26 protein-coding genes are annotated in these 26,333 nt (G+C 32.1%); 13 read left to right on the forward strand and 13 right to left on the reverse strand.

The features are described 5' to 3' along the window. The first annotated feature begins 6 nt into the window (after positions 1–6). Together ACN5J3_RS10625 and ACN5J3_RS10630 are read left to right on the forward strand one after the other, a co-directional pair. Complete coding sequence (locus tag ACN5J3_RS10625) at positions 7–717, forward strand: SCO family protein (RefSeq protein WP_262733356.1); 711 nt, start codon at positions 7–9, stop codon at positions 715–717. Between the two features lie 24 nt (positions 718–741). Then, positions 742–1,995 (forward strand): alginate export family protein, encoded by a 1,254-nt coding sequence (locus tag ACN5J3_RS10630; RefSeq protein ID WP_418511737.1) that lies wholly within the window; start codon positions 742–744, stop codon positions 1,993–1,995. On the opposite strand, the gene ACN5J3_RS10635 is transcribed toward ACN5J3_RS10630, so the two are convergent. The 4 genes from ACN5J3_RS10635 to ACN5J3_RS10650 all read right to left on the reverse strand — a co-directional run bounded on the left by ACN5J3_RS10635 (position 1,996) and on the right by ACN5J3_RS10650 (position 5,011). Continuing rightward, complete coding sequence (locus ACN5J3_RS10635) at positions 1,996–2,460, reverse strand: hemerythrin domain-containing protein (protein WP_129760213.1); 465 nt, start codon at positions 2,458–2,460, stop codon at positions 1,996–1,998. It abuts the gene before it with no gap. Further along, positions 2,453–3,643 (reverse strand): hypothetical protein, encoded by a 1,191-nt coding sequence (locus ACN5J3_RS10640; protein WP_418511738.1) that lies wholly within the window; start codon positions 3,641–3,643, stop codon positions 2,453–2,455. Before ACN5J3_RS10640 ends, ACN5J3_RS10635 begins: the two co-directional genes overlap by 8 nt. Positions 3,644–3,776: 133 nt before the next feature. Then, positions 3,777–4,514, reverse strand: coding sequence for an iron-sulfur cluster repair di-iron protein (ric, locus tag ACN5J3_RS10645; protein ID WP_262733353.1), 738 nt, complete (start codon positions 4,512–4,514; stop codon positions 3,777–3,779). A gap of 62 nt (positions 4,515–4,576) precedes the next feature. Then, entirely contained in the window at positions 4,577–5,011 is a 435-nt protein-coding gene (locus ACN5J3_RS10650; RefSeq protein WP_129760210.1) for an RrF2 family transcriptional regulator, read from the reverse strand. A gap of 152 nt (positions 5,012–5,163) precedes the next feature. Here ACN5J3_RS10650 and ACN5J3_RS10655 point away from each other — a divergent pair, with 152 nt between their 5' ends. Together ACN5J3_RS10655 and ettA are read left to right on the forward strand one after the other, a co-directional pair. Further along, on the forward strand, positions 5,164–5,346 hold the full coding sequence (locus tag ACN5J3_RS10655; RefSeq protein ID WP_103052245.1) for a CAL67264 family membrane protein: 183 nt from the start codon (positions 5,164–5,166) through the stop codon (positions 5,344–5,346). A 2-nt stretch (positions 5,347–5,348) separates the two neighbouring features. After that, positions 5,349–7,040, forward strand: coding sequence for an energy-dependent translational throttle protein EttA (ettA, locus tag ACN5J3_RS10660; RefSeq protein ID WP_343798253.1), 1,692 nt, complete (start codon positions 5,349–5,351; stop codon positions 7,038–7,040). Between the two features lie 436 nt (positions 7,041–7,476). Here ettA and ACN5J3_RS10665 read toward each other — a convergent pair whose 3' ends face one another. Continuing rightward, positions 7,477–8,493 carry a formimidoylglutamase gene (locus ACN5J3_RS10665; protein WP_418511739.1) on the reverse strand — a complete coding sequence of 339 codons (1,017 nt, stop codon included), beginning with the start codon at positions 8,491–8,493 and terminating at the stop codon, positions 7,477–7,479. A 125-nt stretch (positions 8,494–8,618) separates the two neighbouring features. Between ACN5J3_RS10665 and ACN5J3_RS10670 the strand changes: the two genes are divergently transcribed. Further along, a complete protein-coding gene (locus ACN5J3_RS10670; RefSeq protein WP_417291114.1) occupies positions 8,619–9,506 on the forward strand; it encodes a chromosome partitioning protein ParA in 888 nt (295 codons plus the stop codon). Between the two features lie 115 nt (positions 9,507–9,621). On the opposite strand, the gene hutI is transcribed toward ACN5J3_RS10670, so the two are convergent. From hutI to fumC, 3 genes are all read right to left on the reverse strand, one after another. Next, positions 9,622–10,860, reverse strand: coding sequence for an imidazolonepropionase (gene hutI, locus ACN5J3_RS10675; protein WP_418511740.1), 1,239 nt, complete (start codon positions 10,858–10,860; stop codon positions 9,622–9,624). A gap of 82 nt (positions 10,861–10,942) precedes the next feature. Further along, a complete protein-coding gene (locus tag ACN5J3_RS10680) occupies positions 10,943–12,361 on the reverse strand; it encodes a T9SS type A sorting domain-containing protein (protein ID WP_418511741.1) in 1,419 nt (472 codons plus the stop codon). Positions 12,362–12,387: 26 nt separating this feature from the next. Next, positions 12,388–13,785, reverse strand: coding sequence for a class II fumarate hydratase (fumC, locus tag ACN5J3_RS10685; protein ID WP_418511742.1), 1,398 nt, complete (start codon positions 13,783–13,785; stop codon positions 12,388–12,390). Between the two features lie 185 nt (positions 13,786–13,970). Between fumC and ACN5J3_RS10690 the strand changes: the two genes are divergently transcribed. From ACN5J3_RS10690 to ACN5J3_RS10715, 6 genes are all read left to right on the forward strand, one after another. Then, positions 13,971–14,648, forward strand: a complete 678-nt coding sequence (locus ACN5J3_RS10690) for a response regulator transcription factor (protein WP_418511743.1) — start codon at positions 13,971–13,973, stop codon at positions 14,646–14,648. Continuing rightward, positions 14,645–15,925 carry a sensor histidine kinase gene (locus ACN5J3_RS10695; protein ID WP_418511744.1) on the forward strand — a complete coding sequence of 427 codons (1,281 nt, stop codon included), beginning with the start codon at positions 14,645–14,647 and terminating at the stop codon, positions 15,923–15,925. The genes ACN5J3_RS10690 and ACN5J3_RS10695 overlap by 4 nt, the downstream gene beginning before the upstream one ends. A gap of 77 nt (positions 15,926–16,002) precedes the next feature. After that, positions 16,003–16,449 carry a PepSY-like domain-containing protein gene (locus ACN5J3_RS10700; RefSeq protein WP_418511745.1) on the forward strand — a complete coding sequence of 149 codons (447 nt, stop codon included), beginning with the start codon at positions 16,003–16,005 and terminating at the stop codon, positions 16,447–16,449. Between the two features lie 175 nt (positions 16,450–16,624). Continuing rightward, the gene (locus ACN5J3_RS10705; RefSeq protein ID WP_418511746.1) at positions 16,625–16,768 is read left to right on the forward strand and encodes a cyclase family protein; all 144 of its coding nucleotides are present in this window, start codon (positions 16,625–16,627) and stop codon (positions 16,766–16,768) included. Between the two features lie 143 nt (positions 16,769–16,911). Then, positions 16,912–17,553: a peroxiredoxin gene (locus ACN5J3_RS10710; protein WP_418510012.1), complete on the forward strand. Its 642-nt coding sequence runs from the start codon at positions 16,912–16,914 to the stop codon at positions 17,551–17,553. A gap of 144 nt (positions 17,554–17,697) precedes the next feature. Beyond that, on the forward strand, positions 17,698–17,985 hold the full coding sequence (locus ACN5J3_RS10715; protein WP_418511765.1) for a hypothetical protein: 288 nt from the start codon (positions 17,698–17,700) through the stop codon (positions 17,983–17,985). 135 nt (positions 17,986–18,120) lie between these two features. Here the strand turns inward: ACN5J3_RS10715 and ACN5J3_RS10720 are convergent, their stop codons facing one another. From ACN5J3_RS10720 to prfB, 4 genes are all read right to left on the reverse strand, one after another. After that, the gene (locus ACN5J3_RS10720) at positions 18,121–20,535 is read right to left on the reverse strand and encodes a TonB-dependent receptor domain-containing protein (protein ID WP_418511747.1); all 2,415 of its coding nucleotides are present in this window, start codon (positions 20,533–20,535) and stop codon (positions 18,121–18,123) included. A 110-nt stretch (positions 20,536–20,645) separates the two neighbouring features. Beyond that, positions 20,646–20,987 (reverse strand): arsenate reductase (glutaredoxin), encoded by a 342-nt coding sequence (arsC, locus tag ACN5J3_RS10725; protein ID WP_418510010.1) that lies wholly within the window; start codon positions 20,985–20,987, stop codon positions 20,646–20,648. Continuing rightward, positions 20,984–21,610 (reverse strand): HAD family hydrolase, encoded by a 627-nt coding sequence (locus tag ACN5J3_RS10730; protein WP_418510009.1) that lies wholly within the window; start codon positions 21,608–21,610, stop codon positions 20,984–20,986. The genes arsC and ACN5J3_RS10730 overlap by 4 nt, the downstream gene beginning before the upstream one ends. Before the next feature lie 2 nt (positions 21,611–21,612). After that, positions 21,613–22,723, reverse strand: a protein-coding gene (gene prfB / locus ACN5J3_RS10735; RefSeq protein ID WP_417291102.1) for a peptide chain release factor 2 whose coding sequence is annotated in 2 segments (ribosomal slippage) — positions 21,613–22,659 and positions 22,661–22,723 — 1,110 coding nt in all. Because the reading frame shifts where the segments join, the coding sequence is not laid out codon by codon here. Between the two features lie 99 nt (positions 22,724–22,822). Between prfB and ACN5J3_RS10740 the strand changes: the two genes are divergently transcribed. Next, positions 22,823–23,848, forward strand: coding sequence for a threonine aldolase family protein (locus ACN5J3_RS10740; RefSeq protein WP_418511748.1), 1,026 nt, complete (start codon positions 22,823–22,825; stop codon positions 23,846–23,848). Positions 23,849–23,854: 6 nt separating this feature from the next. On the opposite strand, the gene ACN5J3_RS10745 is transcribed toward ACN5J3_RS10740, so the two are convergent. Continuing rightward, entirely contained in the window at positions 23,855–24,178 is a 324-nt protein-coding gene (locus ACN5J3_RS10745) for a YbaB/EbfC family nucleoid-associated protein (RefSeq protein WP_344730858.1), read from the reverse strand. A gap of 87 nt (positions 24,179–24,265) precedes the next feature. Here ACN5J3_RS10745 and ACN5J3_RS10750 point away from each other — a divergent pair, with 87 nt between their 5' ends. Then, positions 24,266–26,326: a S9 family peptidase gene (locus ACN5J3_RS10750; protein ID WP_418511749.1), complete on the forward strand. Its 2,061-nt coding sequence runs from the start codon at positions 24,266–24,268 to the stop codon at positions 26,324–26,326. Positions 26,327–26,333: the final 7 nt, after the last annotated feature.

Genomic DNA, 26,333 nt, shown 5'->3' on the forward strand with positions numbered 1-26,333 from the left:
AACATTATGAAACCATTTATCTATATAATATGTATTGCCTTAACGTTGGTATCTTGTAAAAACACCTCTTCAAAAGCTGCAAAAGATGATGTGGCTTACCATTGTCCTATGCGTTGTGAAGGTGATAAAATATATACCGAAAAAGGAAATTGTCCTGTTTGTAAAATGGATTTGGTTGTAGAAGAAAACCATGTAAAAACTATTTCAGATGATAAGTTTTCAGAGATGTCTATCTACAACTTACCCTCAACTTGGACCACCCAAAATGGAGAAGATATTCAACTTAAAGACTTGAAAGGTGATGTTTTGGTCATGGTAATGATTTATACTAGTTGTAAAGCAGCATGCCCACGTTTGGTAGCCGATATGCGAAATATTGAAGAGCGTTTACCAGAACATTCCAAAGAAAATGTAAAAATGATTTTTGTAAGTATTGATCCCGAAGTTGATACACCAGAACGTTTAAAAACCTTTGCAAAAGAAAACTTGATGGATAATGACCCTTGGCTGTTTTTACGTTCTACAGAAGAAAACACGCGCGAATTTGCTGCGGTTTTAGCGGTAAGCTATAAAGAAATATCACCAATCGATTTTTCACATTCAAATATTATTAGCGTATTTAACCATAAAGGAGAGTTAGTGTTTCAGCAAGAAGGTTTGGGTGTGAATTCCGATAATACCATTAAACATATTAACGAAGCTGTTGACGCTATGTAACAGTTTAACAATATCTAACAACTTATGAAAAATATAATTTGCACAATGTTCTTCGGAATGTTGACATACACCTTTTTTGCCCAAGAATTAGAAGTAGGTATCGAATTTAGACCACGATACGAGTTTAGAAACGGCTTTGGTACATTGCTGGATGATACACAAGACCCAACGTCTTTTGTGTCCCAACGTAGCAGATTAAATCTGAATTTTAATTACGAAAACCTAACTATTGTATTAAGACCGCAAGACATTAGAGTCTGGGGAGATGTTGCAACAAACCAAAGTAATGCCCATGATGGTTTAGCTCTTTTTGAAGGTTATGCCCAATATAGATTGGATAATATTTGGAAGTTTAAAGTGGGAAGACAAACGTTGTCGTATGATAATCAACGTATTTTAGGAGAAGTCAATTGGGCACAACAAGGTAGAAGTCACGATGCCTTTTTGGTCTCGGTAACACCCAACAAAAAACATCGACTGGATGTTGGCGCATCGGTGAGTTCAAATGCTGAAACTGTTGAGCGTACAGCGTATTCGGTAAACAATTACAAGAATATGCAATTGTTGTGGTATCAATATGGCTTTAAGACATCAACATTGAGTGTTTTGTTTTTAAATACAGGTTATGAGTTTGAAACTACTAATCAAGACCTGAAAACCCAATATGCACAAACATTTGGTATGTTTTACAGCTTGAAAACCAATAAATGGATAGGCGAGTTTTCTGTTTACGGACAAACAGGAACACGAAATGACACTACTGTTTCTGCTTGGTATGGTGGAGCTTCGTTGGGATATTTGGCAACAGAACATTGGTTCTTTGGTATTGGAGGCGAATATTTGTCAGGAACAGCCATGGATGATACTTCGGGAACTAATAAATCGTTTACTCCGTTGTTTGGAACCAATCATAAGTTTAATGGTTTAATGGATTATTTCTATGTAGGAAATCATGCCAATTCTGTTGGTTTGATTGATGCTTATGCACAACTAAAATACAGTAAAAACAAATTGACTTTAACTCTATTGCCACATGTGTTTTCTTCAGCAGAGAGCGTATTGAGCGGTTCCAATACAATGGATAGCTATTTAGGCACAGTAATCGATGTTGTGGCAACCTATAAACTTCATAAATTCATTACGGCAAATTTGGGCTACTCACAAATATTTGCAACTAATACAATGGAAGTGTTAAAAGGAGGAAACGCCAATAGAACCCATAATTGGGCTTGGGCAATGGTTACTGTAAGACCAGAGATTTTTAGTTTTAAGAAGTAATTACTTCCAAAATTCATCATCCAGATTATCTATAAATTTTTCGTCTGGATGATGGATTTTTTCAATATGTTGTAATTGTGTTTCAGTAGCTATCTTCTGGATTTCCTTAAAAAGTACACGCTCTTCAAAACGGATGTGTTGTTCTAGTTCTTCTTCAATTAATCCCAAGGCTTTGGAAACATCTTTGTCATTGGTAAAGAGACGTTTTAACCTTCGGTGTTCTGTCAATGCTCGCTTGATCAAATCATTGTCATTTCCCAATAACGGAAAAATGTATTGTTCTTCCATTTCAAAATGAGGAATCAAATGCGTTTTAAAAAACCAATCGGTATAGGTTTTCATACGTTTAACCTCAATGTTCTTCTTGAAGCCTTCTCGTAGTTTCCAAGACAATAATAAACCGTGATGATGCTCTCTGCTCAATGGTTGTAATGCTTTATGGCGTTTTAAAGGTTTATTAGACATGCTGTTTTTGTTTTGAATAGGTGAATAAAATTAAAGTAATTCCCAACGGAAGAAATATGCTACTTATAAAAAGTAAAAGGTAGTAGTGCGGTATTAATCCTTTTCCAAAATAGAAAAAACTACCTTGATACGTCAGTAAAAGTTCTGTTAAAACAAACCCTATAAAAAAGCTAAATATTCCTAGATTGAGATAGACTGACGGTTTTATGGTTTTTGAATAAAGTAGAAATGCGAATAGGAATCCACTAACTATTCCTAGCATCAATAAATGGATAAAACCGATAATAAAATTTTTGTGGTTTATGAGTACTTGTGAAAATTCAGGAATAACCGAAACACTTTGGAGTGCCATTTTCAAAATAAAACAGCTCAACGCAAAAATATAAAGCCATCTTACGGCTTTTTGTTGTTTAACAATAATGGTCTTAAAAGGAATTTTTATGATTTTTATAAAGTAAACTAAAGTTAAAAGCTGTAAAATGCTACCCAATGCATTGATGTAGTACAGCAACCAATGGGTTGCAAACCATTGAATAGGTAAAGCGAACGTAGTTATGGTTGCGACAATCAATAATCTTAAAAATAGTTTTGTGTTTTTTGACGGTTGTACTTGTAGCTGATGAAAAAGAATAGCAATAACAGCAAACAAAAACCAACCGTTAAACTGAAAATGTAAAAAATACTGAATGGCTATTTGATAAAATGCCGATGCTTTTCCTAGAAGCCCAACAGCAGGACCCAAACACCAAACACCAATGGTACTCAATACCATAAAAGCTAATGACCACTTTATGAGTCTTTCAATTAAAATATTTTTTGCTTTTAAATTTTTCCACATCTTAAAGGCAAACACATAGCTACATAAGATATGTAAAGTTGAAAATATTATGGAAACTGTTGCATAACCTTGAAAAGGAAAGCTAAAGAGCATGCCCAAAACAGCAAGTTGGGTAACCCAAAAAAGCTTGGTGTAAAAACGTTTGTTTTTAGGGATAAAGTAATGTACAAAAAGTGTAAAAATCATAAGATAAACCCAACCCAAGATAGCTACATGCGAATGTGTATGGGTCAAAAATTGGTAGTTGAAATCTAGATGTCCAACAAATGCGTAGCGCAAAACCAAACCTAATAATGCGGCAATTAAAAAATTGATAAGACAAGTTGCTACAAGTTTTTTTTGCATAAAATGTATTTTTATATTTTAAAAATACGTATAAAAAAGAAACACCTTTCCTTTATACTTCTCTCGTATATTCTTTTATTGGAAAGGTGTTTCAATCACAGCGTTATTTTATTTAAAAACAAATGTTATTGAATCATTTTTTTAAAAAAAGCTTTTCAAGATCGGTAGCTTTAGGGAATAAAATGTTGTTTTCAAGATGGATGTGAAGATGTAAATCTTGTTCAAACTCGTTGAGCATGGCAAAGGTAACACGATATGTGTTACATGCATCAGCAGGTGGATTATAGTTATTTGTTAGTTCAGCGATTTTTCTAAATCGTTTCCCTTCATTATCGTGTTCTTGCATCATCATGGCAATAGGGTTTTCAACGGTTCCAAAACCAGGTGCTTGAATTTCTTGACCAGAAATAGAGGCTTTCATCATCTTTTTTATAAAAGGGAAGAGGATAAGTTCTTCCTTTTTCATGTGGGCAGCCAGTTCGCCAGCAGAAGCCGAAAAGAGTTCGTTGATTTCGAATAATTCAGGATGGCGGTTTCCATGCACTTTACATAGCTTATCTAGAAATTGTTTTAATACTGGTATAGTTTCTTCTACATAACGATGGTGTTTTTTTTCAATATACTCTGCAAGTAAATCTAATGGCCAAGATTTATAATCAATATTTTCATTGGTTTTCGAATTCATAATGACATTCAAATTATTCAATAATTCGTCTGCATTAATATCATTTTTTTCGCAGACCTCATGAATGGTTCTGTGGCCTTTACAGCAGAAATCAATACCGTATTTTGAAAACACTGCAGCAGTTCTGTAATCATCAGCCACAAAACTTCCTATTTGTTTGTTTGTTTGTTGTTCTAGAATCTCCATATCATATTTATTTATTCGGATAAATTTATCCTGTTTTGTTTTAATTTTTTTTTTTTATTATTTTAGATTTTTAAAAAAACAGCACCAGCATTCACATTCATTGCCAAGGATTTTAAATTAGTTGTCTCTAGAAGGATTCTTAAATTATTTCTAACAACCTTAAAGTCATTATGAATAGGACAAGGATGTTGTTCGCTACATTCTTTTAAACCAATACCACAACCTTTATATATACTGTCTCCATCAATGGCATTAACAATATCAGCCAATTGAATATTTTCAAGTTTTTGCTTGTCTATTTCAAAGCCACCATTAATACCTCTTATAGAGTTTACAATATTCTCTCTCGCAAGAGTTTGAAGAATTTTTGCAGTAAAGGCTTCTGGTGAATCAATATGTTTTGAAATGCCTTTTAAGCTAACACGCTTACCTTCATTGGAATTTGATGCAATGTAAATTGCTGCTTTAATACCATATTCACAAGCTTTTGAAAACATATAGATAATTTATCTTTTACAAATTTACGAATATTTTTTTAATTAGGATGTTTTTGTCTTAATTAAAATGTCTTTAACCTATTATATGTTATTTCTTAAATAATGCCGATATTTGTATTAACTAACTATCTAATAAAATAAGAAGAAAAATTATGGCAATGAATAAAAACACAGTGTTGGCTTGGGCCACATGGATTATGATTTTTGTAGGATTAGGTTTAATAGGACTAGGAGCTTTTCGTTATGACGATGTTGCAGGTTGGGGATTTGCTGCTGTTGGTTTTGGCTTTTTCTGTATTGCTTGGGTGTTTAATGCATTAAAAGGAAGAGTATAATTATGAGCGACGATAAAAAAGTAATTTTTTCAATGTCTGGTGTAACCAAGACATTTCAATCGGCTAATACGCCAGTACTTAAAAATATTTATTTAAGCTTCTTTTACGGAGCTAAAATTGGTATTTTAGGTCTTAACGGTTCGGGTAAATCTACTTTATTAAAGATTATTGCAGGTGTAGATAAAAACTATCAAGGCGATGTGGTTTTTTCACCAGGATATTCTGTTGGTTATCTAGAACAAGAACCACAACTAGATGATGAAAAAACAGTGATGGAAGTAGTGCGAGAAGGCGCTGCTGAAACTGTAGCTATTCTAGATGAATACAACAAAATAAACGATATGTTTGGTTTGGAAGAAGTGTATAGCAATCCTGAAAAAATGGAAAAGCTTATGAACCGTCAAGCCGAATTACAAGATCAAATAGATGCTTCCAATGCTTGGGAATTAGACACCAAATTAGAAATTGCCATGGATGCATTACGTACTCCAGATGGCGATAAAAAAATAGGTGTACTTTCTGGTGGTGAGCGTCGTCGTGTAGCTTTATGTCGTTTATTACTACAAGAACCAGACGTATTACTTCTTGATGAGCCTACCAACCACCTGGATGCAGAATCGGTACATTGGTTAGAGCATCATTTAGCACAGTATAAAGGAACTGTTATTGCTGTAACGCACGATAGATATTTCTTGGATAATGTTGCAGGTTGGATTTTAGAGCTGGATAGAGGTGAAGGCATTCCTTGGAAAGGGAATTACTCTTCATGGTTAGACCAAAAGTCTAAACGTATGGCTCAAGAAGGAAAAGCAGCTTCAAAACGTCAAAAAACATTAGAACGCGAGTTAGAATGGGTACGTCAAGGTGCAAAAGGACGTCAAACCAAGCAAAAAGCACGTTTAAAGAACTACGATAAATTAATGAGTCAAGATCAAAAACAACTTGACGAAAAGCTTGAAATTTACATACCAAATGGTCCACGTTTAGGAACCAATGTTATAGAAGCAAAAGGTGTGAGTAAAGGTTATGGCGATAAGTTATTGTACGAAGATTTAAACTTCAATCTACCTCAAGCTGGAATTGTTGGTGTTATAGGGCCAAATGGTGCAGGTAAAACCACAATTTTCAGAATGATAATGGGCGAAGAAACACCAGACAAAGGAGAGTTTGTAGTAGGTGATACTTCAAAAATAGCTTATGTAGACCAAAGTCATTCTAATATAGATCCAGAAAAAACCATTTGGCAAAACTTTAGTGATGAGCAAGAATTGGTAATGATGGGAGGTAAGCAAGTCAATTCTCGTGCGTATTTAAGTCGTTTTAATTTCTCTGGAAGTGAACAAAACAAAAAAGTAAAATTACTATCTGGAGGAGAACGTAACCGCTTGCATTTAGCAATGACGTTAAAAGAAGAAGGAAACGTACTACTTTTAGATGAGCCTACAAACGACCTTGATGTAAATACGTTACGTGCGCTAGAAGAAGGTTTAGAAAACTTTGCTGGTTGTGCTGTGATTATTTCTCACGACCGTTGGTTTTTAGATCGTATTTGTACGCACATATTAGCTTTTGAAGGTGATAGCCAAGTATATTTCTTTGAAGGTAGTTTTAGTGATTACGAAGAGAACAAGAAAAAACGTTTGGGTGGTGACTTAATGCCGAAACGAATTAAGTATAAAAAATTAGTTAGATAGATAAAAAAAGCCTGCATTTTGCAGGCTTTTTTTAACGATTCTCATAAAGATGACCTTCTGTAAAGTCTTTATATATTTTATTTTCATCATCAAGCTCCATTGATGTACTTAAACTGTTTAAGCGATCATTCTCTTGTTTTAATTTATAGGATTTTCGAACTCCTAGAATTAATAAAATCAAGAAAAATAATATGGTGATTGATAATGCTGTTATAATACTATATCCTTTAATTATAAGAAATTGTTCTACTGAAAATAATTGATGAAATAAATACATCGTAGGATTTAGATTGGGTTAATAGCTGCTCAAATATAGGGATTATTTTCAATTAAACAACAGATTTTTGTTTTTTACCATTCTGTATACCAGGTGTGTAGACTTGTTTTGTTGTCAGGATACTTATGACAAAATTAATAATTGAGATTGAGATTTAACTTATAAATTAGCTTTTATAAAATCTGTAATTAAATACGTAATTAGCTTACCAACTTGGTTTTCTGTTTCCGGAGTTGGTGCAGCTTCGCAAATATGTAAATAAGCTGCTTTTTTTTGATTTCCAAAGAAGTGAACAAATCTTCTAGCTTTATTAACACTAAACCCAGAAGGCGTCATTGCACTACTAGGTGTATTTTGTATAGCATCACAGTCTATTTCTATACCAAAACTAGAATCTGATATATGGTTTAATCCGCGTTCCATTTCAGTCTTGAATTTTAATTCTTTTCTTACAGATATAGCTTCAAAAGTGTTATAAGCAATAGTTTCTGTATTGTTTAGTGTTTTAAAAATTTCTTTTGAAGTGTAATTTTCATGAAGTCCAAAAATGAAATAGTTTTTCAAAAAGCCATCAGCATTTGCATAAGAAAACCCGTTACCGCTATGTCTACCTTCTTGACTTCTATAATCAGTGTGGGCATCAAAATTTATCACATTTATAGGTTTTTTTAAAGCAAGAGCAGTTCCTTTTATATTGCCATAAGCATTATTATGACCGCCGCCAATAACAATAGGTGTTTTTCCGGCTAGAACAATTTGTTCTACAGTATAAGTAACATGTTTATCTATACTAGACACAAGCTTTCTGGCTTTCATAATATCTTTCTTACTGTTTTGCTGTAATTCTGATAGTTTTTTTAACTCTTTTTCAAAATTTAAATAACCCAAAATCAAAACCTTATCAGCATGATTTGTATGATTACTTTGTATATTTAACAAAACTTTAAGTGTAGCTTCCCAAGCTCTTGAAGTCCCTTGTTTTCCGTAGTTTCCAAAAACACCAACATCTTCAGGAATACCTAAAATCACATATTTGACGTCTAAATTTATAAGCTGTTCGTATATATTGGAAATGGCAGGTAACAAGTGTATGTTATCTCCAAATTTGGATTCGCCTGGTCGTTTGTTTACAAGCGTTTTTTTTGTAGTATTGTTAAATAAGACTAGTTTATCCATATGTAGATTTTAATTGTATATAAAATTACAGTTAATTTAGTTAAACAATAAAAAAACAACATTAAAAATTAAGATTATTGGTCAGAAAAAATATACTTGACAATAAATTTTAAAAACAAGTAATTATGGAAAATAACAAAAGTAATTTAGGTTTAAAAGTCGCTTTAGGTATTGCCTTAGCACTTTTTTTAGGTGCAGCTTTTTACTCTTTTGATTTAGTGAAAGAAAAGAAAGAAACCGAAGCACAGTTGACAAAAGAAAAGCAACTAGTAATGAAAGATTTAAGCAATATGGCAAAACAGTATGATATTGCTATTGGAGACAATGAAGTTGCAAATGCCAAGTTGGTAGAAGCAAAAGATCGTATTAATGGATTGATAGATTCATTAAAAATATCTGAAACTAACGTACAAAGTTTATGGAGATATAAATCCAAATATTTATCTCTTCAAAAAGAAATGGACGTTTTACTAACTGAAAATGATAAACTGAAAATTGAAAATGAGTTATTAGCTACGTCTTTAGATAGTACAAAAGTACGTCTTGAAGAACGAACAATGTTTACAGATTCATTATTAGTTCAAAATACTGAATTAGCTACTGTAGTAGAAAATGCAGCAGTTTTAAACACAGTAGGATTAAAAGGTTTTGGTGTTATAGAAAGAACTTCTGGAAAACTAATTCCAACTGAAAGAGCTAGACGATCAGATAAAATTAGAGTTTGTTTTACGGTTGCTAAAAACAGTTTAGTACAAGCTGGAGATCAAGAGCTTTATGTACAGGTTATAGACCCAAATAATAATACATTAGGTGCTAACGAACAAATAGCTTTTGACGACGATAAAACCTTAAATTATAGTTTAGTAAGTAAATTCAATTACGAAAATAGTAGTTTAAATGTTTGCGAGTTTGTAGCTCCTAGAACAGATGACGGATTTGCTGAAGGTAGATATGTTGTAAACGTTTTTAATAACAAAGGATTAGTTTCTGCTACAGAGTTTACTCTTAAATAAGAAATGTTTGATTAGTCATTTGAATTTTTTGAAAATATATCCATAGAACATTTCAATTATATAATTTTAATGACAAAAACCCGAAAGTAAAGCTTTCGGGTTTTTTTATTTGTAATTATGACATTTCTACGCCATTAATGATCACCGTTTCTATATGATTATTTCCAAAAGCATATGGTAAAAAGTGATAGCTAGGTATTTCTTTAGTGATGATAATATTAGCTTTTTTTCCTCTACAAATACTTCCATACATATTACTAATTCCCATTGCATAAGCACCATTAATTGTTGCTGCATTTATAGCTTCTTCTGGTGTCATTTTCATTTTTATACAAGCAGTACTTACTACAAAATTCATATTTCCACTTGGTGTAGAACCAGGGTTATAATCAGTTGCTAAAGCAACAGGCAAGCCAGCTTTCATTAATTTTCTTACTGGCGAATAAGGAATGCTTAAAAAGTAGGAGCAAGAAGGTAAAGCTACTGGCATAGTGTTACTGCCTTTTAAAGCTTTAACATCATCGTCTGATAGCTCTTCTAAATGATCTACAGATAAAGCATTGTATTTAACACCAAGCGCAACACCACCAAAAGCATTGAATTGGTTTACATGAATTTTTGGTGTAAGTCCGTGAGCTAAACCAGCTTTTAAAATACGTTCAGTATCTTCAAGTGTAAAATAGCCTTTCTCGCAAAATACATCAATATAATGAGCAAGTTCCTCTTCGGCTACTTTAGGAATCATTGAATTAACTACCAAGTCTACATATGCTTTTTGGTTGTCTTTATAAGCTTTAGGAATAGCATGTGCACCAAGAAGCGTGGCTTTTACTTTTACCGGAAACTCTTTTTTAAGACGTTTTATAACACGTAGCATTTTAAGCTCGGCATCAACAGTAAGCCCGTATCCAGATTTTATTTCAATGGCTCCAGTGCCTAACTTTATAACTTCTTTTAGTCTTTTTACAGATTGGTTATAAAGTTCTTCTTCGCTTGTGTTTTGTAGTTTTTCGGCAGAGTTAAGAATACCACCACCACGATTGGCTATGTCTTCATAACTTAAACCGTTAATTCTATCTACAAATTCTTGTTCTCTATTACCTGCATAAACAATATGTGTGTGCGAATCGCACCAGGTAGGTAATACTACTTTTCCTGTAGCATCAATTGTTTTATCTGCTTGAATGTTTTCACAATCTTCCATTTTACCATATTCTACAATGGTATCATGATCTATAAGTAGGTAAGCATTTTTTATGGTTGGAAGTTCTTTCATGTCAGCACCACTTACTTTTAGTACATTGGTTTCTCTGACTTGAATTAGCTCTTTTATATTTTTGATTAAAATTGACACAGGTTGTTTTTTTAATTGGTTAATTGTAATAAAAAACGCCAACAGAGATTGTTAGCGTTTTAAATATACTATTATTTTTAATTTATTCTTTTATGAATTTAAAAGCTTTATCACTATTACTAAATTTCAGGATATAAATTCCATGAGATAATTTAGATATATCAATAGATTTGTTTTCAGATAGGTGAGTGTTTAATACTTTTTTTCCTAATATGTTATAAACAGTAGCAACACCTATATTAGATAAATTTGTTTTAATATGTAAAACGTTTTTTGCTGGATTAGGATATATACTTACCCCCTTATTTTTTAACTCTTCATTTATAGAAAGTGATTCTAATTGGTTTTTAATCCAATAGACACCATCTCCAGCACTGTTATAACCAGCTGAAGCAATATCTAAATCACCATCATTATCAAAATCATTTATAGTCATAGAAAACACTTGGGATTGTGTTCCAGATCCATCAACTGTTCCTTCAGTTTCAAAAGTAGTTGGACTAGTGCCATCACTTTCAAACCAAACAATATCATTAGTGCCTGTAGCACTTCCGTTACTAACTACGAGGTCATTATCACCATCATTGTCTAAATCTACAGATTCAACTATAGCAGAACTAGGTAAGGAAACTGGAATAACTATTTTTGTATAAGAACCATCTCCCTCTTTTTTATACCAAGCAAGATCACTATAACTATCAGTTGCTAGAATATCTATAGAGCCATCGTTATCAATATCTGCAAAATTAACATCAAATAAATATTGGCCTGAATTTGATACGTTATTACTGTCAATAATAAATGTTGGAGAACCGCTTTCTGTTAGTTGGTTATAGAATACTTCAATGACACCAGGAGGAGTATAAGGAGCTGTAGATATAACAATATCTAAATCATTATCACCATCAAAATCCTTTATATCAAAATCACCAGCTCCAGACAGCCCAGACGCAATAGTTTGTTCTGTACCAAAGTTGCCAGAGCCATCATTTGAAAACCAAACAAATTTATTATCGTTAAAACCAGCAACAATAACATCTAAACCAATATTGTCATCAATATTTGCAGCGTATACGGCTCCAGCTCCATTTATATTATTAGAAATGACGTTTTCAGACCCAAAATTTCCAGAGCCATCATTAGCATACCAAACCAGTTTGTTTCCATCAAAAGAGGTAGCTAGTATGTCATCTCCATTAATGCCGTCAATATCAGCCAAAAATAATCCAGAAACTTGCGTTAAGGAAGAGACTTCAACAGCTGATGCGAAAGTGTCGTTACCATTATTTTTGTAATGTAATACTTTGTTTCCATATAATAGCCCAACAACAAGGTCAGGAAAAGAGTCACCATCTAAATTTCCAGATGCTATAGCATAGGGAGTGGATCCTGGAGATGCATCTATAGTTATTATAGGAGAAAATGTTGTAGAATCTGATTGAGATTGTATAGTTAGTATACTAATTATAAATAATAAAATAGTCAGTAGTTTTTTTTTCATAATTTGAATTTATATATGGATTTTAATTATTTTAAACTACCTACCATGTCTTCTGGTTTTACCCAAGCATCATATTCTTCAGCAGTTACATAGCCTAAATTAATAGCTTCTTCTTTTAATGTTGTTCCGTTTTTATGAGCAGTATTAGCTATTTCTGCAGCTTTATAATACCCTATTTTGGTATTTAAAGCAGTAACAAGCATTAATGAGTTGTTTAGTAATTGTTTTATTACACTGTGGTTTGGTTCAATTCCAGAAGCACAATGATCATCAAAACTAGCACAAGCATCTCCAATTAATTGAGCAGATTGTAGTAAGTTGGCTGCCATCATAGGTTTAAATACGTTAAGCTCATAATGTCCTTGTGTACCACCTACAGTTACAGCTACATCATTACCCATAACTTGTGCACAAACCATTGTTAAAGCTTCACATTGTGTAGGGTTTACTTTCCCTGGCATAATAGAACTTCCAGGCTCGTTAGCAGGAATAATAATTTCTCCAATTCCAGAGCGTGGTCCTGAAGCCATCATTCTAATATCATTGGCTATTTTATTTAGAGATACAGCCAATTGTTTTAAAGCGCCATGTGTTTCAACCAAAGCATCATGAGCAGCAAGCGCTTCAAATTTATTTCCAGCAGAAACAAAAGGAAGGTTAGTAAATTTAGCTATGTATTCAGCTACTAACTCTGCATAACCTTCAGGTGTATTAAGTCCTGTTCCAACAGCTGTACCACCTAGAGCTAATTCAGCAAGGTGTGGTAAAGTGTTTTCTAAAGCTTTTAATCCGTGATCTAATTGAGATACATAACCAGAAAACTCTTGTCCAAGGGTTAGTGGTGTTGCATCCATAAGATGCGTACGACCTATTTTTACAACATCTTTAAAAGCTATAGATTTTTCATGTAATGTATTTCGTAGTTTAATAACACCCGGAATGGTTGTTTCAACTACTTTTTTATAAATCGCAATATGCATTCCTGTAGGAAATGTGTCATTTGATGATTGTGATTTATTTACATCATCATTAGGTTGAATAGTTTTTTCGCCTTCACCAATAACTTTACCAGCTATTTGATGTGCTCTATTTGCAATAACCTCATTTAGGTTCATATTACTTTGCGTACCAGAACCAGTTTGCCAGATTACTAAAGGAAATTGATTATCGTGTTTTCCTTCTAAAATTTCATCACATACTTGAGCAATTAAATCACGTTTTTCAGAAGAAAGAAATTCTAGCTCACAGTTAGTATACGCAGCAGCTTTTTTTAAGTAAGCAAAACCGTATACAATTTCTAAAGGCATAGAAGCTACATTTCCAATTTTAAAGTTGTTTCTAGAACGTTCTGTTTGTGCTCCCCAAAGTTTATCAGCAGGTACTTTAACCTCGCCCATTGTGTCTTTTTCTATTCTGTATGTCATAATATGTTTTGTTTTGTTTTAACAAGCGCTAAAGTTACAATTTTTGATTGTTTTAATAGCTTAGTTTTTTACATAAAAAGACCGTTTATGGTAGATATTAATTCAATTTTTTTAAAATTAATACTCAAAATGTTATTATTTACTAATTCCCATTTTTTTCCAATATCTTAAAGTAAATTTACATTGTGAAAATTTTAGTAATAGAAGACGAAATAAAACTATTAAGTAGTATTAAAGAATCTCTTGAAAGAGAGAATTTTTTGGTAGAAACAGCTTCAGATTATTATAGTGCAATAGATAAGATCTTTATTTATGAATACGATTGTATTTTACTAGATATAATGCTACCTAATGGAAACGGATTAAAAATTTTACAAGACATTAAGAATGCTAACAAGCGTGAAAATGTAATAATAATTTCTGCCAAGGATTCATTAGACGATAAACTAAAAGGACTTGAACTTGGTGCTGATGATTATCTCACAAAACCTTTTCATTTGGCAGAACTCAATGCTAGAGTTAAAGCTGTTTTAAGAAGGAAGCAATTAGATGGTAAAACCACTATTGAAATTACTAATTGTGTTCTGGATATTAAAGAGCGTACAATATTAATAAATCATGAAGATGTAGCCTTAAACAGAAAAGAGTTTGATATTTTAAACTATTTTATGGTTAATAAAAATAGGCTCATTACAAAGTCTGCAATGGCAGAACATGTTTGGGGAGACAACTCTGATACTGCTGATAATTTTGACTTTGTTTATTATCAAATAAAAAATTTAAGAAAGAAACTTCAAATAGCTAAAGCCGAAATAGAAATACAATCTATTTACGGAATTGGGTATAAACTTGTTGCTTTATGAAACTTCTTAATCAGTCATTAAATTATTTATCTATATCAATATTAACAATTATCACAGCTTGGTCTGTGCTTTTTTATTTCAACATGCTAAATGAAATAAAAAGTAGTATTGACGAAGGGTTAGAAAACTACAAGCGGTTAATAATATTAAACGCACAACAAGATTCTACCATACTTACAAAAACGTATTTTGATGAAAGTTTTTTTACTATAAAACAAATTGACAAGCAACAAGCTCTTAAAGTAAAAGACTCTTATGTAGATACTGTTTTATATATGCAAGACGCTGATGACGAACAATTAGAACAAGAACCAGTAAGAATGCTAATCACAGCCTTTGAGTTAAATGATAATTACTATGAATTAAAAGTGGCAAATTCAATGGTAGAAGAAGATGATTTAATAAAAGAGCTACTTAAAGATACCATTTGGTTGTATATAAGCTTGCTAGTTTGCATTGTTTTAATAAACAATTTTGTATTAAAAAAACTCTGGACACCATTTTATGAGTTTTTATATCAGCTTAAAGCATTTAGATTAGGCAAAAGTAAATTGTACCCAAAAGTAAAAACAAAAACAAAAGAGTTTTTAGATTTACAAGATACAGTAACAAACCTACTAAAACATACAACAGATGTTTATGACCAGCAAAAGCAGTTTATAGGTAATGCAGCGCATGAGCTACAAACACCGTTAGCAATAACTATAAATAAGTTAGAGTTACTTATAGAAGATGGGCAATTACAAGACAAACAAGCAAATGATATTGCTGAAGTAATGAATATTATAGAGCGATTAACACGTCTCAATAAATCATTATTACTCTTATCAAAAATAGAAAACAGACAGTTTTTTCAAAATGAGCAAATTTTGATTAATGATGTAGTAAAAGATAGCTTAAGTAATTTAAAAGATATCATTGACTACAAAAAGATTAAGGTCACAGTAAACGAAAACAAAAAGGCATCAGTTAATATAGATAAAACACTAGCAAGCATTATCATATCTAACTTAATACGAAATGCTGTTTTTCATAATGTAGAAATAGGCTATATATCAATAACAATAGAAAAAGAAAGTATAACGATAAGTAATTCAGGTAACAACGTTAGTCTAGATGAAAATTTAATATTTAAGCGATTTTATAAACCAAATCAAGAATCAACAGGAGCAGGGCTTGGTCTAGCTATTGTAAAAGCTATTTCTGATAGTTATAACTTTCAAGTTACTTATGCTTATAAAAATTTAGAACACAGTTTTCAAGTCGTTTTTTCATAAAAATAACTTTCCCAATTCTTTCCAACTTTAGGTGTTTACTTTGTTTTAGTATTAACAATATAAAAACACATAACAAGATGAAAAAACAAGTTTTAATTTTTGCAGCAACAATATGTATTGCTATTTCAGGTCAATCTCAAGATCTTGCACAAAATCAAGTGCCTTCGGTAATTTTAAATACGTTTAATAATAGTTTTCCAAAAGCATCAGATATAGAATGGGAAATGGATGGTGTTTTGTATAACGTAGATTTTGAAATAGGGTGGAATACAGATCACGAAATATGGTATAATTCCCAAGGTGTTTTAGTAAGACACAAAGAAGATATAACCAAAGATGAATTACCTAAAGTTGTTATGGATAGATTAAAATCCAATTTCAAAGGATATACAATTGATGATATTGAAAGAATGACAGATGAAGATAAAATTTCATATAAAATTGAACTAAACACATTTACAAGACAAGATCTAGATGTTATTATAGATCAACACGGAAACCTAATAAGTAAAATGCTAGATTAAGCTAAATTTTGTTTATAAAAGGTTAACAGATATCTGCGATATATTTTAGCTCATATTTTCATAATGCATACATTAGTTATCAAATTAGAATTAATATTTTATGATAGAAATTGTTGATTTAAGCCAAGAAATATATGAGGGAATGCCCGTTTAAAAAGATTTACCCCAAGTAAAAATGAGTATACATAACTCTCATGAAGAATGGGATGGTATTAAAAACTCTAAAGAAAAAACAGCCGCTGTACATAAACTAGAGTTGGGTGAGCATACGGGAACTCATGTAGATGCTATAAATCACATGGCAAAGGAATACCTTTAAAAATAAGAGGAGGAACAGGTTCTCCTGTTAGAGCGGTTGCTGTTTTTGATAGTTAAAATCATAAAAAAATCACAAAAAAGCTAATTCCTACCGATTTAGTAGATTATTGCGTATTTTTACAGTACAATAAAAAAATAAACATTATGTCTACAATACGATTAGGTGATGTTGCGCCAAATTTCACAGCACAAACATCACAAGGAGAATTAGTCTTTCATGACTGGTTAGGAGAAAGCTGGGGAATATTATTTTCTCACCCAGCAGATTATACTCCGGTATGTACAACTGAATTAGGAACAGTTGCAAAATATAAACCAGAGTTTGATAAACGAAACGTTAAGGTTGCAGCATTAAGTGTTGATGGATTAGAATCTCACAAAGGCTGGATTAGTGATATTAACGAAACTCAAAATACTACTGTAAATTTTCCCATTATAGCAGATGAGAATAGGGAAGTATCAGCACTATATGATATGATTCACCCAAATTCTGATGCTAATGCTACAGTAAGATCAGTTTTTGTTATTGCTCCAGATAAAACGGTAAAGCTAATTATAACATATCCAGCATCAACTGGTAGAAATTTTGATGAGCTTTTAAGAGTTATCGATTCACTGCAGCTTACAGCTTATCATAAAGTAGCAACTCCTGCTAATTGGAAAAATGGCGATGACTGTGTTGTTGTACCAGCAATAGCTACTAGTGATATTCCTAAACATTTTCCTAAAGGATACACAGAAGTAAAACCTTACTTACGTTTAACTCCACAACCTAATTTGGATTAGGAAATTCAATAAAAAAAGCATCATAGTGTTTATTATGGTGCTTTTTTTGTTTGAATAATAAATTAATGGCTTGAGTAAGAAAAACACTTATCTATTAATAATGTGTTAGTTAATTATCGAAACGCTATAATTAATGTATTTACAATGACACTATTTCTAAAAAATGTTGATTATCCTGTTAATAATTTTGAAATTGCTGTTGTAAAAGAAAACACTTTATCCTATCTTTGCAGTAAATTAATAATACAGCCAATTATGTTCGATTTTGATCAATATTTAGGATTTTTAGCATTTTTAACCATTTTAACCATTGGTTTTTGGGTCATGATATTTTTATTAACCTTTGTTATTCCTTACTGGATTGGCGGAGCATTAATTGAGCGTCTTAAAGAGATAAAAGAAGAAAGAAAAGCTAAACGTGCTGCGCACTAAAAATTTTCTTTATAAATATAAATATAAAAGGAAACCGTTGAGGTTTCCTTTTTTTATGCGCTTTATTAAAGTTTATAAAACAAAAAAAGCTCTAAATTTTTAGAGCGTTTTTTGTTTTTATGATGAGAATATATGTTATCCTTCAAACTGCATATCATCACCACCATCACTATTTCTTTCGCGGTCTTGACGACTTTTTTGTTGATTAAATCTATAAGTAAATGATAGGTTAAAGCTACGTTTTCTCCATTGAAATTCGCTTTCACGATTAAAAGTTTCTGTAAAAGAATCTGTTTGTCGTTTTCTGCTATTAAATAAATCATTAACACTTAACGCAATTGAGGCATTGTTGTTGAATAAATCTTTGCTAAACGCCATATCTGTAGAGAACATACCTTTAGATTTGTTTTGAGCATCTTCACGAGGTCCACTGTAAAACAAACGTGTTTGCCAGTCTATGTTTCCAGGTAAAGTGTATTTGTTATTAAAGCGTACAAACCAGCTTAAGTTTTCATTGTCATAAACAACATTGTTATAAGTTCCTTCAGTAGAAGATTGGAATAAGTTAAAGTTACCATTCATATTCCAGTTTTTTGTAGGTCTATAAGTTAAAGTAAACTCAAAGCCGTAACGGTCTTCACTTGATAGGTTTACCGGTGTACTTAAAACAACAGGAACAGGAACACCATCAACGATAGTTGTAGTACCAGAATCTATAGTTATGAAAGTAAACACATCTGTTGCATGTTGAAAATATATTGAAGAGTTTAAGGTTAATTTTCCAAATTTATTAAGGTAACCAAAATCAAAAGAATTAGAGTAGGTAGGGTCTAAATCTGGGTTTCCTTGAAATAGGTTAGTGGCACTACTTCTTGAAGGAAAAGGATTGATAAATCTAGAACGAGGTCTTCTAATTCGTCTGTTGTATCCTAAAGTCAAACTTTGGTTTTCAGTTAACTCATAACCTAAATTAATGGTAGGAAAGAAACCAGTGTAATTTTTCTTCTCTAAATCATTAGATGTTAATTGCTCTACTGTAACACGTGTATCTTCCATTCGTAACCCCAATAGGTAAGAGAATTTGTCTTTTATTTTATTACCATATTGCGCATAAACAGCATTTACGTATTCCTTATAAATAAGGTTGTTACTTGTTTTTCTGTCTAAAACAAAACCACTTCCGTTATTTAATTCTAATGCATAATCTGTATCAGATGTATTAAAATTACCACGGTAACCTAATTCAAATTGACTAGATTCATTTAGCGGGTGTACATAATCTGCTTGTAATAAAACACGGTCTTCAGACTGGTATGTGGTTACTCTTTCAGAATCTATATAGTTTTGTTGAATAGAGGCAAACTCATTTTCATTAGAATTTTCATATTGAAAATCTGCAGTTAGTTTATGCTGACTGTTTCCATTAAATTGTTTGTCAAAATTTAATGAATATTGTATTGTTTTATCATCTTCTGTTTCAAACTCTAAACGTGTTGAATTGCTAGCTTCACCAAGCCCGTTAATTAGGTGACTTTGATTTGTAGTCAAATCATCATCGTCACTTTTTCTGTAGAAAACAGCTCCTGTTAATGATGCAGAGTCTGTGATGTACCATTCTACACCAAAGTTTGTATTAATACCTTTTCTTTCTCTATCAAAATCACGGTATTCATTTAGAAAACTATTTGGGTCATCACCATTAAAGTATTCTGTTTCAGTAGTTGATTCTCCTGGAGATTCTCTATAGCTAACACCTGTTGTATTAAAAAAGTTAAAATTTCCTGTTCTGTAATTAATATTTCCAGAAAGACCTGCTTGATTTGGATACCCAGCATTGGCAGTTATGGCACCGTTTAAACCTTGAAGTTTACTACGACGTAAAATAATATTTAAAATACCAGCGGTACCTTCAGCATCATAACGAGCCGAAGGAGATGTGATAACTTCAACACGCTCTATTGATTCAGCAGGTAGCTGACGCAAAGCATCGGTAGAATTTAATCCAACTAAACCAGATGGTTTACCGTTAATAAGTATTCTAACGTTATCTTGTCCTCTTAAGGCTACATTTCCTTCAACATCAACAGAAACAGAAGGAACGTTGTCTAAAACATCACTTACTGTACCACCACGAACGGTAAGGTCTTTACCTACGTTATAAATCTTTTTATCAAGTTTTATATCTACAGTTGTAGTTTCGGCAATAATTTCTACTTCGTCTAAAGCTTCTGAACCAGCTGAAAGCCCTATGCTTCCAAGGTTTTTATCTGTGGTAAGGTTTTGATTGTTAAGTGTTATTTTTTCAAAACCAATAAATTCTACAGAAATATTATAAGTACCACTAGCAACAGAAATATTAAATTTTCCATTTTCGTCAGTGATGCCACCTGTAGCAATACGATTTTCGGCTTTGTTAAAAAAAGAAACAGTAGCATACTCTAGCGGTTGCTTGGTTTCTTTATCGTAGACTATTCCTGAAATAGTTAGATCATTTTGTGCGGTTACAAATGATAAGGATAATGCAAATAATGCAAATAAAAATTTGGTCATGGTTTGTTTTTTTGCTTTAAGACTGCAAAAATAGACCTAGGTTTAGTCGGCTTTGGTTAAAAGTTTGTTAAATAAAAAACCTTGGCTGTTAAACCAAGGTTTTGAATTTTTTATATAATGTTTTTTATAGTTTCAGGTGGGCGTCCTATTACTGCTTTACTATTATTTGTAACTATTGGACGTTCAATAAGTTTTGGGTTTTTTATCATGGCAGAGATAATTTCGCTATCTGATAAATCTTTTCCTTTATAGTCAGATTTCCATATGGCTTCATTTTTTCTAACAAGTTCTATAGGTTTAATATCTAAAAGGGTGATTAAACGTTTTAGTTCTTCTTCTGAAGGTACATTATCAAGGTATTTTATAATTTCAAATTCTTTTCCAGAGTTTTCTAAAATTTCTAATCCTTGTCTAGATTTACTGCATCTAGGATTATGGTATATATGTATCATAATACAGTTATGTTGTAATTTTTTAATTCAGTTTTTAGTTGTTCTGGATTGGAGAAGTGAATGCCGTTAATATTCATAGCTCTTGCAGCTTCAATATTTCTCAAGTTATCATCTATAAAAATGGCATTTTCGGCAGTGATGTTAAAGCGGTTTAATGTTATTTCATAAATATCATTAAAAGGCTTTCTTGTTTTTTCTTCTCCAGAAACGATAATGCCTTCAAACCAATGTAAAAAATCAAACCTATCTAAAGCTATTGGGAAAGTTTCGTGACTCCAGTTTGTTAAAGCTACTACTTGATAGTTTTTGTTATCGATTAGTTGTTTTAAGATGGTAACGCTACCTTGAATGGCTTCGCCTAACATTTCTACCCAGCGACCATAGTACATTTCTATGAGTTCTTTATGTTCAGGAAACATAGCAATACGGTCTTGTGTTGCCTGTGCTAAAGGATATCCAGCATCTTGATTCTCATTCCAGTCTGTGGTGCATATGTTATCAAAAAACCATTGCATTTTTTTTCGGTCACCATTAAAAACATCTAAATAGACATATTCTGGATTCCAATCAATAAGCACTCCACCAAGGTCAAAAATTATAGTTTTAATTGTGTTTTGTTGCATGTTTATAAGGTTTGAGATGAGTCTTCTTTTTGTCCCATCATCATTAAATAAGCTTTTAAAAATGGTTGAATGTTTCCGTCCATAACAGCATCTACATTTCCGGTTTCTTGTCCAGATCTAACATCTTTTACCAATTTGTAAGGATGCATCACGTAGTTTCGGATTTGACTTCCCCATTCAATTTTCATTTTTTCAGCTTCTATATCATCACGTTGTGCTAATTGCTTTTGCAACTCAATTTCATAAAGCTGTGATTTAAGCATTTGCATAGCTCTAGCTCTGTTATCATGTTGAGAGCGTGTTTCTGAACATGAAATTTGGATGCCTGTGGGTTTGTGTGTAAGCTGAACTTTAGTTTCTACTTTATTGACATTTTGTCCACCAGCACCACTAGATCGGGCTGTGGTAATTTCAATATCAGCAGGGTTAATTTCAATTTCAATTGTATCGTCAACAAGCGGATATACATATACTGAAGCAAAGCTTGTATGTCGTTTTGCATTACTATCAAAAGGTGAAATACGAACTAAACGGTGTACACCATTTTCTCCTTTTAACCATCCAAAAGCAAATTCTCCTTCAATCTCTAAAGTAACTGTTTTAATGCCAGCAACATCACCTTCTTGATGGTTAAGTTCTTTTACTTTAAAACCACTTTTTTCTGCATACATTAAATACATACGCATAAGCATACTTGCCCAATCACAAGATTCTGTGCCACCAGCGCCAGCGGTAATTTGTAAAACGGCGCTTAAGCTATCACCTTCTTCAGAAAGCATGTTTTTAAACTCTAAATCTTCAATAAGATTTTTAGCTTTTTCAAATCTACTTTCAACATCCTCGGCAGTTGCTTCTTCTTCTTTGTAGAATTCGTATATAACTTCTAAATCTTCTACAAGTGTTTTTGATGTATTATAATCTTCTACCCATTTCTTTTTTGAACGTAGAGATTGCATAACAATTTCGGCAGCTTTAGAGTCGTTCCAGAAATTAGGGTCAAATGTTTGTTCTTCTTCGTTTTGAATTTCGATGAGCTTTGCATCTATGTCAAAGATAGTGCCTTAGTTTATCAAGGCGGGTGTTAAGATCTTTTATTTGATCTGAAGTAATCATACAATAATATTTATGTGAATGACAAAAATAAAATTAAAAAAGAGTCTTATAAAATATAACTTGAATTAATTTTATAGTTTTATGTTTTAAAATAAATTCATGATAATAGATTTAAGAAGCGATACAGTAACCAAGCCAACAAAAGGCATGTTAAAAGCAATGATGCAAGCCAAGGTAGGAGACGATGTTTACAAGGAAGATGAAACCGTTAATTTACTTGAGAAACGTATTGCTGATATGTTTGACAAACCCATGGCACTATTTTTTCCTAGTGGCACTATGGCAAATCAAACAGCTATTAAGCTACATACGCAGCCTGGAGAACAAGTAATATGTGATAAATATGCACATATTTTTAATTACGAAGGTGGCGGAGCTTCTTTTAATAGTGGTGTATCATGCAAACTTATTAATGGCGATAGAGGTATGTTTACTGCTAGTGATGTTGAAAAATCTATTAATCCGCCAGATTTTTATCATAGTCCGTTGACATCGTTAGTAGCAATAGAAAATACAACCAATAAAGGAGGAGGCGCTTGTTGGGATTTTGATGAGTTAAAAAAAATAAAAGCTGTTTGTAATACACATAATTTAGGATATCATTTAGATGGAGCAAGATTATGGAACGCGTTAGTTTATAAAGGGGAAACAGCAAAACAATATGGCGATTTGTTTAATACTATTTCGGTGTGTTTGAGTAAGGGTTTGGGTTGTCCTATGGGATCTGTGTTGGTAGGTGATGAGCCCTTTATGAAACATGCTATTAGAGTACGTAAAATTTTAGGTGGCGGAATGAGGCAAATGGGATTTGCGGCAGCAGCAGGACTTTATGCGTTAGATAATCATTTAGACAGATTGCAAGAAGATCATGAAAAAGCAAAAGAATTAGAAACTGTTTTAACTACGCTATCTTACATACAAAAAGTAGAACCCGTAGAAACTAATATTGTTATTTTTGAGTTGTCTGATACTGTAGATGCAGCTTTATTCAATAAAAAAATGCATGATAATGGTATTTTAATAAGTGACATGGGAGAAGGTAAAATGCGCCTTGTTACCCATTTAGATTATACCAATATCATGCATAATAAAATGCTAGATGTATTAAAAACACTTACATTTTAGTATATTTTATTTAAACATATCCATTCCTGGAATATTAGGCATGCCATCTTTTGCTACAGCAGCAATTTCTGTTTCATTTACTTGTGTAGCTCTAGCTATAGCTTTGTTAAGTGTTAATACAAGATAGTCTTCTAGTTGTTCTTTATCTTCAAGAAGTTCGTTGTCTATTTCAATGTTTTTTATGGCTCTGTTTGCTGTAAGCGTTATTTTTAATTTTCCGTCATTACTAGCTTCATCAATTAGTACGGTGTCTAAACGTTTTTTAGTTTCTTCAACTTTTTTCTGGGTTTCTTTAAGTTTGCCCATCATTCCCATAAGATCTCCAAACATGATTTTATTTTTTTAATTATTCGCAGCAAAGCTATTTAATTTTATATTTTTGATAGCTATAATTAATAATAAAAAATATCCCTTTTTTTGAAAAACTTAAAGCAAGCTCCAGTCGCAAAAAAGATACCACACGAATTAAAAATACATAATGATGTTCGTGTGGATAATTACTTTTGGTTGAATGATAGAGAAAACCCTGATGTTATAGCATATTTACAAGCAGAAAACGCTTATACAAAAGACGTCATGACTCACACAGAAGACTTTCAAAAAAGCCTTTTTGAAGAGATGAAAGCTAGAATTAAAGAGGATGATAGCTCTGTGCCTTATAAACTAAATGGTTATTGGTACATGACACGTTTTGAAAAAGGTAAAGATTATCCTATATATACAAGAAAAAAAGAATCTCTCGATGCTGAAGAAGAAGTTTTGTTTGATTGTAATGAAATGGCAAAGGCACATGCGTATTTCAAATTAGGAGGTATTTCTGTTAGTCCAGATAATACCATGGCAGCTTTTTCTACAGATATTGTGAGTAGACGTCAATATAGTATTCAAATTAAAAATTTAGTAACAGGAGAAATTTATTCAGATAAAATTGAAAACACTACAGGCTCTTGTACTTGGGGAAATGATAATAAAACACTGTTTTATTCAAGAAAAGATGACGTAACCCTACGATCACATAAAATATATAGGCACACAATACATACAAATATAGCGGATGATGTAGAAGTATTTCATGAAGAAGATGATACATTTAATACATACATATATAAAACCAAATCACGAAAATATCTAGTAATAGGTTCTTCCAGTACATTAACAACGGAATACAGGATTTTAAATGCTGATACACCTCAAGCAGATTTTAAGCTATTTCAAAAGCGTGAACGAGGTTTAGAGTATGCGATATCTCATTATGATGATGCGTTCTACATTATAACCAATAAGGATGAAGCAGTTAATTTCAAGCTGCAAAAAACAAGTGAGAAAACTACAGAAAAAGAACATTGGGTTGATGTTTTACCACACAGAAATAACGTTCTCCTAGAAGATATAGATATATTTAAAGATTATTACGTGGTAAGTGAACGTGAAAATGGTTTAAATAGACTTCGAATTATAAGTTGGAGTGGAGATGAAGATTACTATCTACCTTTTGATAGTGAGACTTATACAGCTTACACAGGTAGTAACCCAGAATTTAATACCGATGTACTTCGTTATAGTTATAATGCACTTACAACACCAAGTTCAGTAATTGATTATAATTTCAAGACTAAACAAAAAACAGTATTAAAAGAGCAAGAAGTTCTTGGTGGAACTTTTAATAAAGAAAATTATAAATCAGAACGTGTTTGGGCTACAGCTAGAGACGGCGTAAAAGTACCAATATCATTAGTTTATAATAAGAATACAAAACTAAACGGTAATGCACCATTATTATTATATGCTTATGGCTCTTATGGCTCTACTATAGATCCCTATTTTTCAAGTATCAGATTAAGCTTATTAGATAGAGGTTTTATTTATGCTATAGCGCATATTAGAGGCGGAGAATATTTAGGTCGCGATTGGTATGAAACTGGAAAGCTATTACAAAAGAAAAATACGTTTTATGATTTTATAGACTCTTCAAAATATCTTATTCAACAGCAATATACTTCAAGTAGTCATTTATATGCATATGGAGGTTCAGCAGGAGGATTGTTAATGGGAGCTATTATAAACTTAAACCCTGAACTATATAAAGGTGTTATAGCAGCAGTGCCTTTTGTAGATGTTGTAACAACCATGTTAGACGATTCAATACCATTAACAACAGGAGAATATGATGAATGGGGAAATCCTAATGATGAAACATATTATGATTATATAAAATCATACTCACCTTATGATAATGTTGAGAAAAAAGCATACCCTAATATGTTAGTAACTACAGGACTACATGATTCTCAAGTGCAATACTGGGAACCTGCAAAGTGGGTAGCTAAATTACGAGACCTAAAAACCGATAAAAATAAGTTGCTTTTTCATATAGATATGGATTCTGGTCATGGCGGAGCCTCTGGGCGTTTTGAAAGCTTAAAAGAGGTAGCTTTAGAGTATGCATTTATATTAGATTTAGAAGGAATTTATGTGTAGTCAAAAA

The organism is Corallibacter sp., assembly GCF_048381695.1.
Lineage (GTDB): Bacteria > Bacteroidota > Bacteroidia > Flavobacteriales > Flavobacteriaceae > Corallibacter > Corallibacter vietnamensis.

Bases quoted from the DNA above. Each gene is read 5' to 3' on its own strand.
- ACN5J3_RS10625 (WP_262733356.1), top strand. From the start codon at position 7: ATGAAACCATTTATCTATATAATATGTATTGCCTTAACGTTGGTATCT.
- ACN5J3_RS10630 (WP_418511737.1), top strand. From the start codon at position 742: ATGAAAAATATAATTTGCACAATGTTCTTCGGAATGTTGACATACACC.
- ACN5J3_RS10635 (WP_129760213.1), bottom strand. From the start codon at position 2,460: ATGTCTAATAAACCTTTAAAACGCCATAAAGCATTACAACCATTGAGC.
- ACN5J3_RS10640 (WP_418511738.1), bottom strand. From the start codon at position 3,643: ATGCAAAAAAAACTTGTAGCAACTTGTCTTATCAATTTTTTAATTGCC.
- ric (WP_262733353.1), bottom strand. From the start codon at position 4,514: ATGGAGATTCTAGAACAACAAACAAACAAACAAATAGGAAGTTTTGTG.
- ACN5J3_RS10650 (WP_129760210.1), bottom strand. From the start codon at position 5,011: ATGTTTTCAAAAGCTTGTGAATATGGTATTAAAGCAGCAATTTACATT.
- ACN5J3_RS10655 (WP_103052245.1), top strand. From the start codon at position 5,164: ATGGCAATGAATAAAAACACAGTGTTGGCTTGGGCCACATGGATTATG.
- ettA (WP_343798253.1), top strand. From the start codon at position 5,349: ATGAGCGACGATAAAAAAGTAATTTTTTCAATGTCTGGTGTAACCAAG.
- ACN5J3_RS10665 (WP_418511739.1), bottom strand. From the start codon at position 8,493: ATGGATAAACTAGTCTTATTTAACAATACTACAAAAAAAACGCTTGTA.
- ACN5J3_RS10670 (WP_417291114.1), top strand. From the start codon at position 8,619: ATGGAAAATAACAAAAGTAATTTAGGTTTAAAAGTCGCTTTAGGTATT.
- ACN5J3_RS10680 (WP_418511741.1), bottom strand. From the start codon at position 12,361: ATGAAAAAAAAACTACTGACTATTTTATTATTTATAATTAGTATACTA.
- fumC (WP_418511742.1), bottom strand. From the start codon at position 13,785: ATGACATACAGAATAGAAAAAGACACAATGGGCGAGGTTAAAGTACCT.
- ACN5J3_RS10695 (WP_418511744.1), top strand. From the start codon at position 14,645: ATGAAACTTCTTAATCAGTCATTAAATTATTTATCTATATCAATATTA.
- ACN5J3_RS10700 (WP_418511745.1), top strand. From the start codon at position 16,003: ATGAAAAAACAAGTTTTAATTTTTGCAGCAACAATATGTATTGCTATT.
- ACN5J3_RS10705 (WP_418511746.1), top strand. From the start codon at position 16,625: ATGAGTATACATAACTCTCATGAAGAATGGGATGGTATTAAAAACTCT.
- ACN5J3_RS10710 (WP_418510012.1), top strand. From the start codon at position 16,912: ATGTCTACAATACGATTAGGTGATGTTGCGCCAAATTTCACAGCACAA.
- ACN5J3_RS10715 (WP_418511765.1), top strand. From the start codon at position 17,698: ATGACACTATTTCTAAAAAATGTTGATTATCCTGTTAATAATTTTGAA.
- ACN5J3_RS10720 (WP_418511747.1), bottom strand. From the start codon at position 20,535: ATGACCAAATTTTTATTTGCATTATTTGCATTATCCTTATCATTTGTA.
- arsC (WP_418510010.1), bottom strand. From the start codon at position 20,987: ATGATACATATATACCATAATCCTAGATGCAGTAAATCTAGACAAGGA.
- ACN5J3_RS10730 (WP_418510009.1), bottom strand. From the start codon at position 21,610: ATGCAACAAAACACAATTAAAACTATAATTTTTGACCTTGGTGGAGTG.
- ACN5J3_RS10740 (WP_418511748.1), top strand. From the start codon at position 22,823: ATGATAATAGATTTAAGAAGCGATACAGTAACCAAGCCAACAAAAGGC.
- ACN5J3_RS10745 (WP_344730858.1), bottom strand. From the start codon at position 24,178: ATGTTTGGAGATCTTATGGGAATGATGGGCAAACTTAAAGAAACCCAG.